General features: G+C 70.3%; 17 protein-coding genes. 10 read left to right on the top strand and 7 right to left on the bottom strand.

The features are described from left to right. Positions 1-2: 2 nt before the first annotated feature. Positions 3-764 carry a glucose 1-dehydrogenase gene (locus AB0H76_RS14690; protein WP_357322818.1) on the bottom strand — a complete coding sequence of 254 codons (762 nt, stop codon included), beginning with the start codon at positions 762-764 and terminating at the stop codon, positions 3-5. Between the two features lie 15 nt (positions 765-779). Continuing rightward, positions 780-1913, bottom strand: coding sequence for an LLM class flavin-dependent oxidoreductase (locus AB0H76_RS14685; protein ID WP_357322815.1), 1134 nt, complete (start codon positions 1911-1913; stop codon positions 780-782). Between the two features lie 155 nt (positions 1914-2068). On the opposite strand from AB0H76_RS14685, the gene AB0H76_RS14680 reads away from it, so the two are divergent. From AB0H76_RS14680 to AB0H76_RS14645, 8 genes are all read left to right on the top strand, one after another. Beyond that, entirely contained in the window at positions 2069-2818 is a 750-nt protein-coding gene (locus tag AB0H76_RS14680; RefSeq protein ID WP_357322812.1) for a glucose 1-dehydrogenase, read from the top strand. A 14-nt stretch (positions 2819-2832) separates the two neighbouring features. Next, a complete protein-coding gene (gene kstD / locus AB0H76_RS14675) occupies positions 2833-4488 on the top strand; it encodes a 3-oxosteroid 1-dehydrogenase (RefSeq protein WP_357322809.1) in 1656 nt (551 codons plus the stop codon). Positions 4489-4498: 10 nt separating this feature from the next. Beyond that, the gene (locus AB0H76_RS14670) at positions 4499-5230 is read left to right on the top strand and encodes a glucose 1-dehydrogenase (RefSeq protein ID WP_357322806.1); all 732 of its coding nucleotides are present in this window, start codon (positions 4499-4501) and stop codon (positions 5228-5230) included. A 9-nt stretch (positions 5231-5239) separates the two neighbouring features. Continuing rightward, a complete protein-coding gene (locus AB0H76_RS14665; protein ID WP_357322803.1) occupies positions 5240-6058 on the top strand; it encodes an SDR family NAD(P)-dependent oxidoreductase in 819 nt (272 codons plus the stop codon). Positions 6059-6124: 66 nt separating this feature from the next. Then, complete coding sequence (locus AB0H76_RS14660; protein ID WP_357322800.1) at positions 6125-8374, top strand: pyruvate, phosphate dikinase; 2250 nt, start codon at positions 6125-6127, stop codon at positions 8372-8374. Between the two features lie 4 nt (positions 8375-8378). Further along, positions 8379-9143 carry a tyrosine-protein phosphatase gene (locus AB0H76_RS14655; protein ID WP_357322797.1) on the top strand — a complete coding sequence of 255 codons (765 nt, stop codon included), beginning with the start codon at positions 8379-8381 and terminating at the stop codon, positions 9141-9143. 17 nt (positions 9144-9160) lie between these two features. After that, a complete protein-coding gene (locus tag AB0H76_RS14650) occupies positions 9161-9796 on the top strand; it encodes a hypothetical protein (RefSeq protein ID WP_357322794.1) in 636 nt (211 codons plus the stop codon). Positions 9797-9837: 41 nt separating this feature from the next. After that, entirely contained in the window at positions 9838-10716 is an 879-nt protein-coding gene (locus tag AB0H76_RS14645) for a family 43 glycosylhydrolase (RefSeq protein ID WP_357322791.1), read from the top strand. Here the strand turns inward: AB0H76_RS14645 and AB0H76_RS14640 are convergent. From AB0H76_RS14640 to AB0H76_RS14620, 5 genes are all read right to left on the bottom strand, one after another. Beyond that, positions 10713-11735 carry a glycoside hydrolase family 172 protein gene (locus AB0H76_RS14640; RefSeq protein ID WP_357322788.1) on the bottom strand — a complete coding sequence of 341 codons (1023 nt, stop codon included), beginning with the start codon at positions 11733-11735 and terminating at the stop codon, positions 10713-10715. The genes AB0H76_RS14645 and AB0H76_RS14640 overlap by 4 nt on opposite strands. Then, positions 11732-12187: a thioredoxin domain-containing protein gene (locus AB0H76_RS14635; RefSeq protein ID WP_357322786.1), complete on the bottom strand. Its 456-nt coding sequence runs from the start codon at positions 12185-12187 to the stop codon at positions 11732-11734. Before AB0H76_RS14635 ends, AB0H76_RS14640 begins: the two co-directional genes overlap by 4 nt. Positions 12188-12265: 78 nt before the next feature. After that, complete coding sequence (locus tag AB0H76_RS14630; RefSeq protein ID WP_357322783.1) at positions 12266-13765, bottom strand: FGGY-family carbohydrate kinase; 1500 nt, start codon at positions 13763-13765, stop codon at positions 12266-12268. Then, entirely contained in the window at positions 13762-15180 is a 1419-nt protein-coding gene (locus AB0H76_RS14625) for an L-fucose/L-arabinose isomerase family protein (protein ID WP_357322780.1), read from the bottom strand. The genes AB0H76_RS14630 and AB0H76_RS14625 overlap by 4 nt, the downstream gene beginning before the upstream one ends. Before the next feature lie 122 nt (positions 15181-15302). Next, positions 15303-15803 carry a hypothetical protein gene (locus AB0H76_RS14620; RefSeq protein WP_357322778.1) on the bottom strand — a complete coding sequence of 167 codons (501 nt, stop codon included), beginning with the start codon at positions 15801-15803 and terminating at the stop codon, positions 15303-15305. A 314-nt stretch (positions 15804-16117) separates the two neighbouring features. Between AB0H76_RS14620 and AB0H76_RS14615 the strand changes: the two genes are divergently transcribed. Together AB0H76_RS14615 and xylB are read left to right on the top strand one after the other, a co-directional pair. Continuing rightward, positions 16118-17110 carry a zinc-dependent alcohol dehydrogenase family protein gene (locus AB0H76_RS14615; RefSeq protein ID WP_357322775.1) on the top strand — a complete coding sequence of 331 codons (993 nt, stop codon included), beginning with the start codon at positions 16118-16120 and terminating at the stop codon, positions 17108-17110. Positions 17111-17212: 102 nt separating this feature from the next. Then, positions 17213-18607 carry a xylulokinase gene (xylB, locus tag AB0H76_RS14610; RefSeq protein WP_357322774.1) on the top strand — a complete coding sequence of 465 codons (1395 nt, stop codon included), beginning with the start codon at positions 17213-17215 and terminating at the stop codon, positions 18605-18607. The last annotated feature ends 85 nt before the right edge of the window (positions 18608-18692 follow it).

Below are 18692 nucleotides of genomic sequence, written 5' to 3'. Positions count from 1 at the left end.
GGTCACCGCTCGCCCGGCGGGAGGAACGGCCCCGCCGAGAGGCCGCCGTCGATGGCGAGTTCCGCGCCGGTGATGAAAGCCGCCTCGTCGGAGGCCAGGAAGGCGACCAGGCTGCCGACCTCGGACGGCAGACCGACCCGGCCGAGCGGCAGCGTCGGGAAGCTACCCGGACCGGTGCTCAGGCCGAGGTGGCCGATCATCGGGGTGGCGATCGGGCCCGGGTGCACGGAATTGACGCGGATACCGGCCGGACCCAGTTCCAGGGCCGCGGTTTTGGTAAGGCCGCGCAGGCCCCATTTCGAGGCGCCGTAGGCGGCATGCCCCGGCAGTCCTTGCAGCCCGGCCTGCGAGGAGATGTTGACGATGGACCCGCCGCCCGCGGCCGCCATCGGCGCGACCACGGCCTGGATGCCGAGGAACGAGCCGACCAGGTTGACCCGCAGGATCCGTTCCAGCTCGTCGGCCCCGGTCTCGGTCAGGGGTTTCGCGGTGTAGATGGCGGCGTTGTTGACCAAGACGTGCAGCCCGCCGAACTCGTCGGCCGCAGTGGCTACCACCCGCGCCCAGTCCTCGGCGCTGCCGACGTCGTGGTGCACGAATCGTGCGGCGGCACCGAGGGATTCGGCGACCGCCGCGCCCTCGGCGTCGAGAACGTCGGTCAGGACCACCCGGGCGCCGCGCGCGACGAACAGGCGGGCCTCGGCCTCGCCCTGACCCCGGGCGGCCCCGGTGATGACGGCGACTTTGCCGGTCAGATCGGTCATGTCGATAACTCCCTGTTACTTCGCACTGTCACGGAAATGCGGGATGACCTTCTCGCCCCAGTGGCGGATGGTCTCCAGGCACGCCTCCTGCGGCACCGTGCCCATCTGGATCAGGCACAGGATCTCGTCGGCGCCGGCCGCCTGGAGCCGCTCGACGTAGGCGATGGCGTCCTCGGGGCTGCCGTAGGCGTGTTCGGCGTTGAACACCGAGGTGGCGCCGGGCTTCACCGGGATCTTGGCCTCGTGCAGGTAGGCCAGGTGCTCCTCGGCGGCCTTCTGGATACCGGCCACCTCGTCCACCGTGGGGTCGATGGCCTCGTCCGGGACCGGGCCCGCGCCGTACCAGTGCTTGATGGACTGGGCGAAGAAGCGCTGGCCGCGCGCGCCGATCTGCTGGGCCCGCTCCCGATCGTCGAGCACGATGGTCGGGCACAGCGCCGCGAAGTGGTCGTTGACCACGGTGGAGACGAACCGCTCCCCCGTGCGCTCGGCGATGGCCGCGTCGTAGGTGCGGCGCAACTCGGCGATCTCCTCGATGCCCGCGAAGCCCAGCACCAGCGCGCCGATGCCGTACTCGGCGGCCAGCTTCAGGGTGTCCTTCTTGGTGCACGCCATGAACAGCGGCGGGTGCGGCAGCTGCACCGGGCGGGGCAGCAGCGGGTGCGGATCGATGTCGAGCAGCTCACCGTGCCACTCGAATTCGCCCTCCGGGTCCTGCCACGCCTTGCCGATGATCCGCAGCGACTCCTCGACCTCCTGATAGGTGCGGTCGGGGTCGACACCGCACATGGAGGTCTCCTGCGGGGTGGCGCCGCGGCCCGCGCCGAGGTTGACCCGGCCGCCGGAGAGCACGTCGAGCATGGCGGCCCGTTCGGCCGCGCGCACCGGATGGTTGAAGTTGAACGGCATGCACACCACGCCGTGCCCGATCCGGATCCGGGAGGTCCGCGCCGCGACCCAGGTCAGGAAGATCTCCGGGGCGCTCATGTGCGCGTACCACTTCAGGCCGTGGTGTTCGACGGCCCACACGGTGTCGAAGCCCATTTCCTCGGCCAGTACCGCCTGCTCGACACAGTCCCGCAACACCTGGCGTTCGTGATCGGCCGACGGGTTGGTCATCTGCGCCTCGAAGATCATCGAGAACTTCATGCACTGCCTCCAAGTCTGTATATGCCTAGTAGAAATATTTCCGATGCTTGCGTGGAGGTCAGGGGTATGTCTCGGTGGCTGAGACTGCACCCACCCCCGTCCCGAGCCCGGACCTAGCGTTCGAGGCGTCAGGGGTAGCGGAAAGGCAGGATCGAGTGGGTCGTCTCGCAGGCAAGGTCGCGTTGATCACCGGTGGCGCGCGCGGAATGGGCGCCGAGCATGTGCGGCGGTTCGTCGCCGAGGGCGCACGGGTGGTTTTCGGTGACGTACTGGACGACGCGGGGCGGCAGCTCGCGGCCGAGATCGGCGCGGACTGCCACTATCTGCATCACGACGTGACGAGCGAAAGCGACTGGGCGGCAGCGGTTGCCGAGGCGCGGGAGCGGTTCGGGCGGCTGGACGTCCTGGTCAACAATGCGGGGATCTTGCGGTTCCAGTCCATCGCGGAGATGTCCGTGCGGGATTTCAGCACGATTCTGAATGTCAATGTGACCGGCAGCTGGCTGGGCATCAAGACCGCCGCCCCGGCGCTGACCGCGGCCGGCGGCGGGTCCGTCGTCAACGTCTCCTCGGTCGAGGGGTTCGTCGGCGCGGCGGGGCTGTCCGCCTACAGCGCGAGCAAGTTCGCGCTGCGCGGTGTCACCAAGTCGGCGGCACGCGAACTGGGCAAGCACGGAATCCGGGTCAACTCGGTGCACCCCGGCGGCATCGCCACGCCGATGACCGAGGCCGCGGGCTCCGGCGTCGACGGCGGCACGTTCTTCGCGGGCCTGCCCATTCCGCGGTGGGGCCGGCCCGCCGAGGTCACCGAGGCGGTGGTCTTCCTGGCCTCGGACGCCGCGAGCTATTGCACCGGCACCGAGGTCGTGGTCGACGGCGGCATGCTGACCGGCGCCGGTTACTGAGCGAAGGAGCACAGATGGAATACGACGTTGTAGTGGTCGGCTCGGGCGCGGCCGGAATGACCGCCGCGCTCACCGCGGCCTATCGCGGGCTCTCGGTGGTGCTGATCGAGAAGAGCGGCAAGTTCGGCGGGTCCACCGCGCGCTCCGGCGGTGGCGTGTGGATCCCGAACAATCCGGTGCTGGTGCGCGAGGGCGTACCCGACAGTCCCGACCTGGCCCGGGTGTATCTCAAAGAAGTTGTGGGCGAACGGGTTCCGCAGGAAAAGCAGGACGCGTTCCTGGACAACGGCCCACGCATGCTGACCTACCTCCAGGCGCGCACCCCGCACCTGCGCTTCGTCTACGACCGCGGCTACTCCGACTACCACCCGGAGAAGCCGGGCGGCCTGGCACAGGGCCGCAGCATCGAACCGGAGATCGTCGACGGCCGCCTGCTCGGCGCGGATCTGGCCCTGATCAATCAGCCGACCATGTCCGGGCCGAAGGGCATCGCGTTCACGGTCAGCGATTTTCACGATCTGAACATGATCGGGCGCACCTGGAAGGGCAAGCGCACCGCGCTGCGGGTGGGCGCCAAGGCGGTCGGCAACCGGCTGCGCGGACGGATCCCGCTGAGCCTGGGTAAGGCGCTGGTGGCGCGGCTGTGGCTGGCGCTGCGCGACGCCCAGGTGCCGGTCTGGCTGAACACGCCGCTGTCCGAGCTGATCGTCGCCGACGGCGCGGTGGTCGGGGTGCGCGCCGAACGCGACGGCACGCCGATCGAGATCCGGGCGCGCCGCGGTGTCGTGCTGGCCGCGGGCGGTTTCGAGCACAACCTCGAGATGCGCCGGCAGTACTTCACCGGGCCCGTCAGCACGGACTGGACCGTGGGCGCGGTCGAGAACGTCGGTGAGGGCATCCGGGCGGGTGAAACCGCGGGCGCGGCACTGGATTTGATGGACGACGCCTGGTGGGGCCCGTCGGTGCGCAACCCGGACGGGCCGCCGTTCTTCTGCCTGGCCGAGCGGTCCCAGCCCGGCGGGATCATGGTCAACGCCGCGGGTGAGCGGTTCACCAACGAATCGGCCAGCTATGTCGACGTGGTGCACACCATGTACGAGAAGCACGCCACCGGCGTGGGGCACGTGCCCGCGCACTTCATCATGGATCAGCGCTTCCGGGACCGGTATCTGTTCCTGGGCACCTTCCCGAAACGGCCGGTCCCGCAGAAGTATTTCGACGCGGGCATCATCAAGAAGGCCGACACCCTCGCCGAGCTCGCCGCCCAGATCGGGGTGCCCGCCGACACCCTGACCGCGACCGTCCAGCGGTTCAACGGGTTCGCCCGCGCGGGCCGCGACGCGGACTTCCAGCGCGGCGAATCCGCCTACGACCGGTACTACGGCGATCCGACCGTGCGGCCCAATCCCTGTCTCGCGCCGATCGATCAGGGCCCGTTCTACGCGGTCGAGATGGTGCCCGGCGACCTGGGCACCAAGGGCGGGCTGGTCACCGACGAGCACTCCCGGGTGCTGCGCGCCGACGGCGCGACGATCCCGGGTCTCTATGCGGCGGGCAACAATTCGGCCGCCGTCATGGGCAACAGCTACGCCGGCGCGGGCGCGACCATCGGACCGGCCATGGTGTTCGGTTTCCTCGCCGCCCAGCATCTGGCCGACCTCGAGCAGTAAGGAACAGGACATGGACAGGGTCAACGGTAAGACGGTCATCGTCACCGGCGGTGCGCGCGGTATGGGTGCGGCCTTCGCGCGGCGCCTGGTCGCCGAGGGCGCGTCGGTGGTGCTCACCGACGTCCTCGTCGAGGAGGGCGCGGCGGTGGCGGCCGAGCTCGGCGCGCGAGCGGTGTTCCTGCCACTCGATGTCACCGACGAATCCGCCTGGCAGGACGTGGTTTCCGAGACCGAGCGGCGCTTCGGCCCGGTCTCCGGGCTGATCAACAACGCCGGCATCGTGCACGTCGATCCGATCGAGAAGCTCGCCGAGGCGGACTTCCGCAAGGTGCTCGACGTGAACCAGATCGGCGTCTTCCTCGGCATGAAGGCCGTGGTCGGCTCGATGCGCCGGGCCGGCGGCGGCTCGATCGTCAACATCTCCTCGATCGGCGGCATCATCGCCTTCAGCAACATCCTGGGCTACGTCGCCTCCAAGTGGGCGGTGCGCGGGATGACCAAGGCGGCCGCGCAGGAGTTCGGCGCCGACGGCATCCGCGTCAATTCGGTGCATCCGGGTGTGGTCGCCACCGAGATGACCTCCGAATCCGATCGCTCGCACTCGATGGTGCACGACCAGCCGCTGCCGCGCGCCGCGGACCCGGCCGAGCTGGCCAGTCTGGTGCTGTTCCTGATCTCCGACGAAGCCGGCTACTGCACGGGCTCCGAATTCGTCGCCGACGGCGGCTACACCACCAAGTAAGGGAACACCGTGAAGAACTTTCAGGACAAAGTCGCCGTCATCACCGGGGCGGGCGCGGGCATCGGGCGGGCGCTGGCGCTCGAATTGGCCCGCGACGGCGCGCGTTTGGCGCTGTCCGGGCGCAACCTGGACAACGTCGCCGAGACGGCCGCGCTGTGCGAGCAGGCGGGCGCGCGGGCCCGCGCCTACCGGCTCGACGTCAGCGACCGGGCCGCCGTCTACGCGCACGCCGCCGACGTCCAGGCCGATTTCGGTCCCGCCAACCTGCTGATCAACAACGCCGGGGTCTCGCTGACCGCGAACGTGGACGAGCTCAGCTGGGAGGACTTCGAATGGATCGTCGCCATCAACTTCTGGGGCGTCATGTACGGCACCAAAGCCTTTCTGCCCCAGCTGATCGCCTCCGGTGACGGCCACATCGCGAACGTCTCCTCGATGTTCGGCCTGGCCGCCTGCCCGAGCCAGAGTGCCTACAACGCCACGAAATTCGGCATCCGCGGCTTCACCGACGCGCTGCGCCAGGAAATGAAAATCGCCGACCACCCCGTCGGCGTCAGCTCCGTACACCCCGGCATGGTCAAAACCGGCATCGCCTGGAAGGCCCGCGCCGGCGGCGACCGCGACCGCGACGCCTTGGCCGCCAACTTCGACAGCCTCGCCAAGACCACCCCCGAATCCGCCGCCAAAACCATGCTCAAGGGCATCCGCAAGGACAAGGCCCAAATCCTCATCGGCGCCGACGCCCGCGTAATCGCCCTGCTCCCCCGCCTCTTCGGCGCCGGCTACCAGATGATCATCACCGCCCAGATGAAGAAGGAAGTCGCCTGAGCGACCTCGTCGCGGCGATCCCCTGTCACCCGTTGTGGTGGCCGTACTCGAAATCGAAGGAGTGACATGTCAACCGGAGTGGGCCCTGTGGCGTCGACGGAGACCGGTGCCGGCGCGCCCGCCGTGGCCGAGCTGGATGGGGGGTGCGCGCTGGCGCCGCGGCGGATCGGGGGGAAGGCGTGGAGCGTGAATCATATGCGGGCGCTGGGGTTGCCGGTGCCGCCCGCGTTCGTGGTGACCACCGAGGCGTGGGCGGAATTCGCGGCGCGAGGTGAGTTGAGTGCGGCGGTCTGGGATGGGGTGCGGGACGGGATCGTGGCGTTGGAGCGGGGTACCGGGCGCAGGTTCGGGGGTGCGACGCGGCCGCTGCTGGTGTCGGTGCGATCCGGGGCGGCGGTGAGCATGCCCGGGATGATGGACACCGTGCTCAATCTCGGGATGAGTACGCGGGCCGAGCAGGCGTTGCTGGCCGAGACCGGCAGTCCCGCCTACGCGAGCGATACGCATCGGCGTTTCCTGGCGCAGTATCGCGAGATCGTGCTCGGGGATCCGCGGGCCGACGTGCCGGAGGATCCGTGGGAGCAGTTGCGGGCGGCGATCACGGCCGTGTTCCGCTCCTGGGATTCCACGCGGGCCCAGGCCTACCGCCGCAATCGCGGCGTCTCCGATCGGCTCGGCACCGCCGTGACCGTGCAGGCGATGGTGTTCGGCAACCTCGACGCCCAGTCCGGGACCGGGGTGCTGTTCAGCCGGAACCCGAATACCGGTGCGCCGCAAGTCTTCGGTGAGTGGCTGGCCGGCGGGCAGGGCGAGGACGTGGTGTCGGGACGAACGACACCGCGCCCGCTCGACGACCTCGCGCAGGCCCTGCCCCAGGCACACGCCCAACTCCTCGACGCGGCCGCGCTGCTGGAACGCGACGGCCGCGATATCCAGGACATCGAGTTCACAGTGGAGTCCGGACGACTGTGGCTGCTCCAGTCGCGCCCGGCGAAACGCTCTGCGCGCGCGGCGGTCCGGGCGGCCGTGGCGATGGCCGAGGAGGGCCTGATCCGGCCCGAGGAGGCCCTGCGCCGGGTCACCGCCGATCAACTGCGCATCGTGCTGCGCCCGGAATCCGGCGCCGACACCGGCGCGATGCCGTTGGCGCGCGGCGAATCCGCCTGCCCCGGCCTGGCATCCGGGCTCGTGGTCACCGACCCCGACGAGGCCGAGGCCCGGGCCGCCGCGGGCGAGGACGTGATCCTGGCCCGCGCCACCACCAGCCCCGACGACCTGCCCGGCATGATCGCCGCCCGCGCCATCGTCACCGAACTGGGCGGCGCCACCTCGCACGCGGCGCTGGTCAGCCGGGAACTGGGGCGGCCCTGCGTGGTCGGCTGCGGGCCCGGGGTGGTCGCGGCGCTGGCCGGGCGCACGGTCACCGTGGACGGCGGCGCGGGCGTGGTGCTGCTCGGCGAGGTCAGCGGAAAACCGGTGGAGCGCGCCGTCATCGAGGACGTGGCGCGGCTCGCCGCGTGGGCCGCCGTGGATCCCGGCGAGCTGCCCGCCGTCCTGGCCGGGCGCACCGAGCCTGGCGAAAGCGGTTCATCGGCAGTCGATTCGGCCGACAATGGAACGATGACAGCAGGAACCCTGCCTGCGTCTGCTCTCGCTCTGCCGCGCAATACCCCGCCCGACAGCCAGACGCAGCCGACCATCGCCCACTCCGATCTGGCGCTGCTGCGGCTGATCGGCATCAAGGGGCGGGTGCGCCCGGAAGCCGTGGCCACCAGCCTCGGTGCCCCCGAATACGAAACCGTGTGCCGCTGCGCCGATCTCGTCGACCAGGGTTGGTGCGCGAGCACCCCGGCGGGTTTGCGCCTGACCCCGGAGGGCCGCGCACACGTGGCCACCCTGCTGGATCGGGAACGCCACGAGGTCGACGCGAACGAGGTCGCGACCATCTACACCGAATTCTGCGGCTACAACGGCGAACTCAAGGAGATCATCACCGCCTGGCAGATGAAGGACCCCGGCACGCCGAACGATCACAGCGACACCGGCTACGACGAGCAGGTGCTGGCGCGCCTGCGTGCCCTGCACGACAGGGTGACGCCGCTGATCCGGTGGATCGGTACGATCGCGCGGCGCCTGCGCCCCTACCCGGCCCGCTTCGACACCGCCATCGCGAATATCACCGCGGGCGAGCACCTCTGGGTGGCGCGCCCGATCATCGACAGCTACCACACGGTGTGGTTCGAACTGCACGAAGACCTGATCGGTCTGTGCGGCCTGAACCGCGCCGACGAAGCCGCGGCGGGACGGGCGCACTGAGATCATGCACAGCGAGACCAACGTTCGGCGCTGGATCGACTTCGCCGAGATCGACAACGTCCGTGACCTGGGCGGGCTACCGGCAGCCGACGGCGGCACCACCCGTTTCGGCGTCGTCTACCGCGCGAGCACCCCGCAGCATCTCACCGCCGCGGATCTGGACATCCTGCTCGGCCCGCTCGGCCTGCGCACCCTGATCGACCTGCGCAACCCGGACGAGGCGGAGCGAGAGGGCTACGGCCTGCTCGCGACCGCCGCGGTGGAGGTGGTCAATCTACCGGTCCGCAAGCCGACCCAGACCACGCTGACCCCGGCCGACCTGGTGCCCGACGGCCGGCACTACGACCTGGTCGGGCTCTATCGCGAATTGCTCGGCGGCAGCGCCGAATCCGTGGTGACCGCGGCCCGCATCATCGCCGACCCGGCCCGGCACTCGGTGATATTTCATTGCGCCGCGGGCAAAGACCGCACCGGCCTGGTCGCGGCGGTCCTGCTGGACGCGGTCGGCGTCCCGGCCGAGGCGATCGCCACCGACTACGCGCTGACCGGGCAACGCCTGGCCCGCATCCGGGACCGGCTGGACGCGCTGCCGTCGTATCACGGTCTGCCACCGGTCAATACCGGCATCCTCGCGGTGGATCCGGAGGTGATCGAGCAGTTCCTCACCGGCCTGCACGCCGCGCACGGCGGCGGCGCGGCCTGGCTGCGCGCGCACGGCCTGAGCGCGGCCGAGCTGACCCGATTGCGCCAGGTGCTGGTCCAGTACTAGCGGGTAGGGTCGGCCGCATGAGAGAGGACGACGACTACGCCGAGCTAGCCGCCCCTGCCGAACAGCGGAGCCGGGCCCAGCAGAACAACCTCGTGTACGGCGGGCTGATCGCCATCGGGGTGGTGATCCTGCAGGGCTTCCTGACCGCGGACCCGCTCGGGACCGCCGCCCGGATCTCGGTGCTCGCCTTCGCCGTCGCGCTGCCGCTGCTCGCGATGCTGATCATGCTCGGCGCGCGGCCGGGCGAGCAGTCCGGCCGCACCGGCGCGACCAGGAGCGTCGCGTTGGGCGCCTCGGCGCTCGGCGTGCTCGCCGCGTTCTGGCAGATCGACTGGCTGGCGGGCCTCGCGGTGCTCGTCGCGGGCGCTGTTGCCGCCGGGGTCTACGGCGCGCACGTCCCCGGGAGCCGATTCGGGCTGGCCACCAGCCGTTTCCGGCGCAGCCAAGACAGTCAGCCGCCGGCCGATCATCAGCCGCCCCCGCCGCGGCACCCCTACCCGACCGGCCCCGAGGCGCCCACCGCGTTCATTCCGCACCCGGCGCGGCAGGCACAGCAGCAGTATCCGCACGGGGCCACCGAACGGTTCCCGAGCCACCCGCCGCAGCACCCCGGCGCCCAGCAGTATCCCGGCCAGGGGCCGTCCAGCAGCTGACTCCCGCCCGGAATCGGCCCGGCGGCGGGATCATGGTCGGTATGGCGACGCGGGAAGAGGTGCGAGCGGGCCCGTTCGCGAAAATCTACGACCCCACCGTCGGCGAACATCGCCCCTGGTACATCAACGACCACACCATCGTCCGGGCCGACGACGGCCGCTGGCACCTGTTCGGGATCACCCATCCCGAACCCGCCGATCCGTTCCACGAGGTCGAGTTCGCCCACGCCGTCGCCCCCGAGCTACCCGGGCCGTGGACCAAACGCGCGCCCGCCCTCACCGTCGACCCCGGATACGGCGAAACCCACCTGTGGGCCCCACATGTGCTCCAATTCCGCGGCCGCTACTACATGTTCTACGCGGGCGGCGGCGCGGACCGCACCCGCGCCGCCATCAACCTCGCCACCTCCACCGACCTGTTCCGCTGGACCCGAGCCCCGCAGGGCCCACTGTTCCACGACGGCTACGACGCCCGCGATCCGATGATCCTGCGCCTCGGCGAGAAATGGGTGATGTACTACTGCGCCACCAGCGCGCCGCAGGGCGGTCACCACGTCGTCTGCTACCGGCTCAGCGCCGACCTCAGGCACTGGGGCGAGCGGCACATCGCCTACACCGACCCCAGCATCGGCACCGAGGCCGGCAACACCGAATCCCCGTTCGTGCTCCCGCACAACGGTTCCTGGTACCTGTTCATCGGGCCGCGCCCCGGCTACGTCGGCACCGATGTCTTCCGCAGCGACAACCCCTACCGCTTCCGCATCGGCGACAAGGTCGGCCACATCCGTGCCCATGCCGCCGAGCTGGTGCAGGACGCGCAGCGCTGGTGGATCACCAGCGCCGGCTGGGGTCAGGGCGGAGTGCACTTGGCCCCGTTGAGTTTTCCGACCCGGACTCCGGGCGCCGTCGTCCCGCGTTAACGCTGGATGCCGTACCACCATGCGGTGGTGGCGATGTCGGCGTGCTCGAGCGGCAGGTAGGTCTGCGGATCGCTCCAGCCGAGGGCTTGCAGGGTGACGCGCAGCTCCTCCTGGAAGCAGATCGGATCGCGGACGTGCCAGCGGTACATGCCGAAGCGCTGGTGCGGCCGGTAGATCTCGGTCGGCGGAAGGACCTGGTGCAGGCCGAGATACGGAGTCGAGTAGGTGCGGTACTCCCCCGCGAGATCGAAGTTCCAGGCGCCGCCGAAGTAGTCCTCGGTGCCGGTGCCGCACAGCGTGGGGTGGGTGGTGTCGCCGTCGAGATAGAACTTCAATTCGCCCTCGCCCCACCAGCCGGGCGCGCCGGGCTGGATGGCGAGGTAGGTGCCGACGTAGCGGCCGGGGCCCGCGACGTCGTCGAGGATCGTGTGAATCGCCGGTGTGCCCAGCGGGGAGCTGCGCCGCCACTGGGTGTGCAGGTAGGCGGCGGACTCGGGAATGTCTTCTTCGGTATAGGTGAACTGGTAGTACACCGGGACCGTGCGATCGCTGCCGTTGTGCAGGGTGATCCGCGCCCGGGAACGGAACGGCATGGGCCAGTAACTGTTCAGCCCGCCGGCCGGGGCCACGACCATCATCTCCGAGCCGAGCAGTGCCAGTTCTTCCCAGCCGTTGCAGAAGAAGTGGCCCAGCGGCAGATCGACGGCGGGGCGCGGGTCGTCGTCCCAGTGCATGCGCAGCGTCAGCCGGCGCAGCACCGCGCGATCGGTGGTCAGCCAGCAGTGCCGGAACACCCCGGGGCCGGAAACCGCTGCCAGCACGGCGTTTTCGCCCGGGGCGAGGTGAATCGAGGGCGAGACCTTCCAGCCCGGACCCAGCTCCCGGGCCGCGTGCGCGCCGGTGCCCGTGCTCGCCCGCGCACCCGCGCCGGGCGCGCCGGTCGGGTTCTCCGGGCTGATCGAACGGGTGCGCGCGGCGTCCAGGCGCCAGAGGTCGGCGGCGGGTCTCGCCGGGTTCACAAGCCCGGCCAGCCGTATCTGGCGGGCCCGGCGGCCAGGCCGCCGCGCACCTCCACCGCCGATTCCACGTGCGCCTCCCCCTCGCGGACCTGTGCCTCCGCCTGGGCCGCCGCCTGCCGCACGGCGTCCATGTCCAGCCACATGATCTGCTGCACCACCTCTTCCAGGTCGCCGGCGGGCAGGAAACCGGCCTGGTTGAAGACCAGCAGCCCCTCCCGGAACCCCATCAGCGTCGGGAACCGGTCGACCTGGGCCATCGCGGTGAGCTGTACCTCGGCCTCGGTGTCGACCTTGCCGTACACGATGTCGGAGTGCCGATCCGAGGAATCCTCGTACACGGGCGCGAAATGGGTACAGGGCCCGCACCAACCGGCCCACCAGTCGACGAGCACGATGTTGTTGCCGGCGACGACGGTGTGGAAGTTCTGCTGGGTCAAAGTCACGGTGGGCATGCGGATCCTCCCGGGTGTGTGCTGGTACGGCAACACCCAATCACGGTGAAAACAACCTTGCATCCTCGCATGGGGGTTTCACGCGCTGCCGGACCGGTGCGCCCGGTGTTGTTCCCGGGCCAGGAAGTGCGAGATGTCGGCGGTCGCGGTGTAGAGCTCGCGGTAGTGCCGGTAGAACGGTTCGTACAGCTCGAAGCGCCGCCGGTCCGGTTCGACGGTGTGCACCACGGGATTCCAGGGCGCGGTGTCGACCCCGGCGGCGGCCGCGGCGAACAGGGCGTCGCCCAGGCACGCGCCGACCGTCTCGGCGGTGAGCTGCTGGGGCAGGCCGGTGACGTCGGAGACGATCTGGGTCCACAGACCGCCCCGGGTGCCGCCGCCGACGGCGACCAGCCGCTGGGCCCGCCCGCCCGCCTCGCTCATCGCGGCCAGGTTGTGCCGCACGCCGTAGGCGATGGATTCCATTGCGGCACGGTACAACTCGGCGCGACCGTGCTCGAGGGTCAGTCCGGCGACCAAGCCGCGCGCGTCCGGATCGAACAGGGGTGTGCGCTCGCCCGCGAAATACGGCAGCATCAGCAGGCCGCGGCTGCCCGGCGGGACCCGCGCGGCTTCCTCGACCAGATCGGAGAAGTCACCGCCGACCAGCCGGCGCAGCCACTCGGTGACCGCGCCCGAGGTCGCCATGCCCGCCGCCACCGTGTAGGTGCCCGGCCGGGCGCCGCAGGTGGTCCAGAGGCCGGGATGCGGCTGCGGGTCGGTCAGTACCTGGACCAGGAACATGGTCGTGCCGTACATGACCATCGCGTCCCCGGGGGCGGCGACTCCGACGCTGGCGGCCTCGGCCCAGGCGTCGATGGTGCCCGCGGTCACCGGCAGCCCGGCCGGCAGACCCGTTGCCGTGGCGGCGGATTCGGTCACCTGGCCGACGATGTCGGTGGGCCAGGCGAGCTCGGGCAGTCGCAGCCACGGCGCGATGGTCTCGCACCAGTCCGCCGCCCACTCGCGCTTGCGCAGGTCGTACATGGGCACGCACTGGCTGGCCGACTGATGATCGAGCACGTAGCGGCCGGTGAGCCGGTGCACCAGAAAGGAACTCGCCATCAGCAGCAGCTCGGTGCGGGCCGCGATCTCGGGCTCGTTCCAGGCCAGCCAGCGCAGCTTCGGGCCGACCGCCTGGGTCGTCAGGGGCGAACCCGCGCGCTCGAGCACGGCCTCCGCGCCGAATTCCACGTTCAGTTCGGTGATCTCGGCGGTGGCGCGGGTGTCGACGCCGTAGAGGATGGCCGGGCGCAGCGGGTCGCCCGCGGCGTCGGCGGGCAGCAGGCACGGGCCGATGCCGGAGACGGCGAGACCACCGAGCCGGGTCCCGTCGGCGGCGGCCATCAGTTCGCGGGCGATCTCGACGAACTCGGCCCACCAGATCTTCTCCGCGTCGTGCTCGACCCAGCCGGGTCGCGGAGTCGAAACACTGTGGGCGCGTTCGGCTCTGGCCGCGATGCTGCCGTCCGGGCGGACCAGGACGCCCTTGGAACTGGCGGTGCCGATGTCGATACCGGCGAAGAGTATGTCCGTCACCGCGCACCCCGGCTGAACTCGTCCATGGTGACGCCGAGCAATCCGCAAGCCGCGCGGACGGTTTCGCGATGGTCGCCCGGGACCGCGTGGATGTGATTGGCGCCGAAGCGGGACAGGAAATCCGCCGCGTGCGCGTCCAGCCGGGCGAAGGCGTGCGGCCACTCCCGGGTCGACTGCCGCATCAATGTCTCGTTGGTGTCCGGGTCGTAGTTCTCGAACTCACCCAGCATCAGGTGCATTCGGTACTCGCCGTCCTTACGGGTGAGCCGCGCCAGGGTCATTTCCCCCGGTGCCGCGAGATGGTGCACGGCGGCGCCGCCCGCCGGGAAGAAGAACACCTCCGGATACAGGTGCACCTTGGCCAGGTTCTCCGCCGGGTCCGCGCTGCGGGCCGCGAACCAGGTGGCGTGCTGCCCGGAGTTGCACAGATCCCAGATGTCGCGATCGGCGTGATAGTGCCGCACATCCGCGAAGAGCACCGGGGTACCGGCGATCTGCTTGAGCAGCTGCATGGTGAGCGCGCCGTCCATATCGGCCTCGGTGGCGCACACGTGTGGTTCCTTCGGCCCGTTCCAGTCGTAGGGATCGTTGAGGAAGGCCTCGGTGACATCCATCGTGGCGAAGTACTGCGTCAGCTCGGGCTGCCCCTTGATCCCGCTGAAGTCCAGCCGCCACTCCGCGATCAGCTCGCGCACCGCCAGATACGAGCGGAGCTGCCGCTCCAGCAGTTCCGGGGTGAGTTTCGCGCCGTCGTAATGCACGGTGGCGTACTGCTCCAGCCATTCGCGCGCCCGCTTCGCCTCCGCGCCGTCGGCCAGCTCCGCGCGCCGCACGATCTCCCACTGGTCGATCTCCTCGACGTCGATGCCGAACAGCCGCTGCCACTGATCGGTATTGGCGACCGCGGTGTTCATCCCCATCGGCCGCCCGCCGAACCGCCCGAACGTGCTGCCCCGCAACGCCGCTACCGCGGCCGCCGCGCGCGCCCGGTGGCCGATCGCCGCGACCAGCTCGGCATCACCGGGATCGCCCCACAGCCGCGTGTGCGCCCGCCCGATCTGATCCAGCGCCCCACCCGCGGCCAGCATGCCGACCATTCCCGGCTGCACCGGATCGATGGTGGACAACAGCAGGACCGGTCCCGGCGTCGCGCCCGCCGCGAGCATCGTGAAGTGCGGGAAAGCCCAGACGGCGTAGTGGAATACGGTCAGCTCCACCTGCGCGGCCGCCACACTGCGCGCCACCGACCCGGCCAGCGCGTTGTCGCTGATCGGCGCCGACCCGCACACCACCTCGTGCCCCGCCGCGGTCAACGCCGCCACCAACCGGTCCTCGGTGGTCTTGATGAAATCCGCGATGCCCGCGTGCACATAGTCGCGGCCGTCGGAAAAACTGAGGACGCCGATGCGTGCCATGCCGTGCCTCCCGCAGCTGGGTGGTCGGAGATGTCGACTCGGATCAACAGATACCAGCCGTCGCGGACGGTTCGGGGTGGTTCGGTGGAACGGCGACCGGATCGCAATCGCGGAACGGACGCTCAGGCCTGGCCGTCGTCCTCGGGATCGACTGCGTCCCAATCCATTGCGAGCAGCTCGTCCGCGCGCGCCAGGGCGTCGTCCATGGTCGCGCCGATATCGTCGAGCACGGACATGCCGTCGAGCATGCCGGCCATCTCCTGGCGCAGGGCCTCGATGTCCGCGATCGCCGGATCGACCGGCGACCAGGCGACCCGGTCGAGCCACCACGGTTCCTCGTCCACCCAGGCCCACAGGATGTCGCGGACCAGGGTGGGATCGGAGGTGTAGAGCTCGAATTCCTCGTCCACGTCGTTGCGGTGCGTCAGCTGATAGACCAGATCCGGGAGCAGCCGCGCCCGAATCGACTGCCCGCTCCCCCGCTCGATCTCGATGAACGGATCCTGCGCGCGCGGCGACCCGCCGATGAGCTGATCCAGCACCGGATCGGTCAGTTCGGACAGCGTGCTGCCGTCGGTGGCCCGCACCTGGATCTCGGATTCGATATCCGCGTTCTCGCTCACGAGCGACCGCACTTCCGCGCGGTGCTCGTGACACGCCAGCGCACCGCGCTCGCACGACTGGGGACGCGGCGGTCGGCCCGAGATTCCTGGCTCATCGCGCCCCAGTGTGCCCGATCGCCGGAGGGCGCACAGCAGGCAGCGCGGTTCCAGGCGCTTGCACCTCTCGCTGCGAGCCGCCGATTTCGCAGGGGTGTGGACCACCCGAGCCCGTAGACGCGGCCGATGCCCACGGCGTCGCGACCCGGGCTGGGCCGAACACGGCGGCGCCGTCGAAAATGCGCCCGGGTCCGTGGACGCGGGTGCAAGGTAGGGATATGCGTGCGCTGGTGATCGAGACGCCCGGGCGGTTCTCCGTGGCAGAGGTGCCCGATCCCGTGCCCGGGCCCAAGGAAGTGGTGGTGCGGGTGGGCGCGGTGGGGATCTGTGGGACCGATGCGCACATCGTCGAGGGTGAGTTTCCGCCGACGCCGTATCCGATTGTGCCGGGGCATGAATTCGCCGGGGAGATCGTGACCGGCGGTGGTGGGTGGCGGGCCGGGGATCGGGTGGCGGTGGATCCGTCGCTGTTCTGCGGGGCGTGTCACTACTGCGGGATCGGGCGCGGGAATCTGTGTGAGCGCTGGGGCGCCATCGGGGACACCGTGGACGGGGCGATGGCGGAGTATGTCGCGGTGCCCGCGGCCAATTGTCATCGCTTGCCGGACGGGCTGTCGATGGCGCACGGGGCGCTGGTGGAGCCGCTGTCCTGCGCGGTGCACGCCTTCGACCGGTTGCCGCGCACGCTCGGCGCGCACTACCTGCTCTACGGGGCGGGAACGATGGGCCTGCTGATGGCGCAACTGGCGCGGCGGGCGGGGGCCGCTTCAGTGTCGGTGGTGGACACGAATACCACGCGACTCGAGGTCGCGGCGCGGCTCGGGGCCGAGGCGATCGCCGCGAGCGCCGAGGAATTCGAGCGCCCGCAGGGCTGGGAGGTCGTGATCGACTGCACCGGCGTGATCGCGGCGATCGAGGACGGGTTGTCGCGGGTCCGCCGCGGTGGTGTGTTCCAGCAGTTCGGAGTCGCCCCCGGGGCCGCGACGGCGGCGGTATCACCGTTCCGGATCTACAACGACGAGATCAGCATCATCGGATCGATGGCGGTACTCGGAAGCTTCGGTCGCGCAGTAGAACTCATGGGCAAAGGGGTGATCGACGCCGACGCCATGATCACGCACACCTTCGGGCTCGACGAATTCCCGGATGCGCTCCAAGCCTTCCGCGAGGGCGTCGGCCGGAAAATCCAGCTCTCCCCGGGGCGCTCATGAAGGAGATGACTCCGCCGAATCGGCTCAGGTCCTTCGGGACTCGCGCCCGGAGCGATCGATTTCGACGGGTACTGATCAGAAGACGATGAGGCGAGGTGTGCGATGACCTGGGTTGCGGGCGTGGATAGTTCGACGCAGTCGTGCAAAGTTGTTGTTTGCGAGGCGGAATCGGGGACGATCGTCGCGCAGGGGCAGGCGGCGCATCCCGACGGTACGGCGGTCTCCGCCGAGAAGTGGTGGGAGGCGTTGCAGGAGGCGAGTGCGGGGCTGCTCGATCGGGTCGAGGCGATCGCCGTCGCGGGTCAGCAGCATGGCCTGGTGACACTGGACGCGGGTGGGCGGCCGGTGCGGGATGCGCTGCTGTGGAACGACACTCGATCCGCTCAGGCGGCCGGTGATCTGATCGAGGAGCTCGGTGGGCCGCGGGTGTGGGCGGAGGCGATGGGTAGTGTCCCGGTGGCCGCGTTCACTGTCGCCAAGCTGCGCTGGCTCGCCGATCACGAGCCCGCGCACGCGGACCGGACGCAGACGGTACTGCTGCCGCACGACTATCTGACGTGGCGGTTGTGCGGGGCGGACGCGGAGCCGACCACCGATCGCGGGGATGCCTCCGGGACCGGCTACTGGTCTCCGGCGGCGAACGAATACCGCAAAGACTTGCTGGCCTCGGCTTTCCGCGATCGAGTACCGCGCTTGCCCCGGGTCTTGGAGCCGTCCGAAGTTGCCGGGCACACGCCCACCGGAGTGCTCGTCGCGGCGGGCACCGGTGACAATGCCGGGGCCGCCTTGGGTCTCGGGATCGGTCCGGGCGACGTGGTCGTCTCCCTCGGCACCAGCGGCACCGTGTTCGCCCGCACCGCGGAGCCCAGCGCGGACCCCACCGGCGCCATCGCCGGATTCGCGAGCGCCACCGGCGATTTCCTCCCGCTGGTGTGCACCCTGAACGCCGCGCGCGTGCTCTCGTACACCGCCGACCTCCTCGGGGTCGACCTCGAAACACTCGAAACCCTTGCTGCCCAGAGCGAACCGGGCGCCGCCGGAGTCACCCTGCTCCCCTACCTCACCGGTGAACGCACCCCCAATCTCCCGCACGCCACCGGCTCACTGCACGGCCTGCGCCCGGACAACATGCACCCGGCCCACCTCGCCCGCGCCGCCTACGAGGGCATGCTCTGCAACATGGCCGACGCCCTGGACCACCTGCGCGGCACCGGCGTCCCCGTCGAGCGCGTCCTGCTCATCGGCGGCGCGGCCCGCTCACCTCTCGTGCGCACCGCGGCCGCCCAAATCTTCGACACCGCGGTCTCGGTCCCCGAGCCCGCCGAATACGTCGCTCTCGGCGCGGCCCGCCAAGCGGCGTGGGCACTGGCGGGCACCCCGGATCCGCCGGAGTGGAGGTCGTCGACCGTCACCGAAGTCGCTGCACCGCACGATGGTTCCGTCGGTGCGTCGATCCGCGCCCGATACCAGGCCGTCCGCGAAACTCTGCACGGCTGATGGGTGTCTCGGCAGCAACGGCCCAACATACGGGCCGCGACAGCAGGTCGAGCCGACTCCGCGCGGGGCGAGACCGTGGACCCGC

Source organism: Nocardia sp. NPDC050712, assembly GCF_040654295.1.
Classification (GTDB): domain Bacteria; phylum Actinomycetota; class Actinomycetes; order Mycobacteriales; family Mycobacteriaceae; genus Nocardia.
This window is presented reverse-complemented; position numbering and strand designations above follow the sequence as displayed.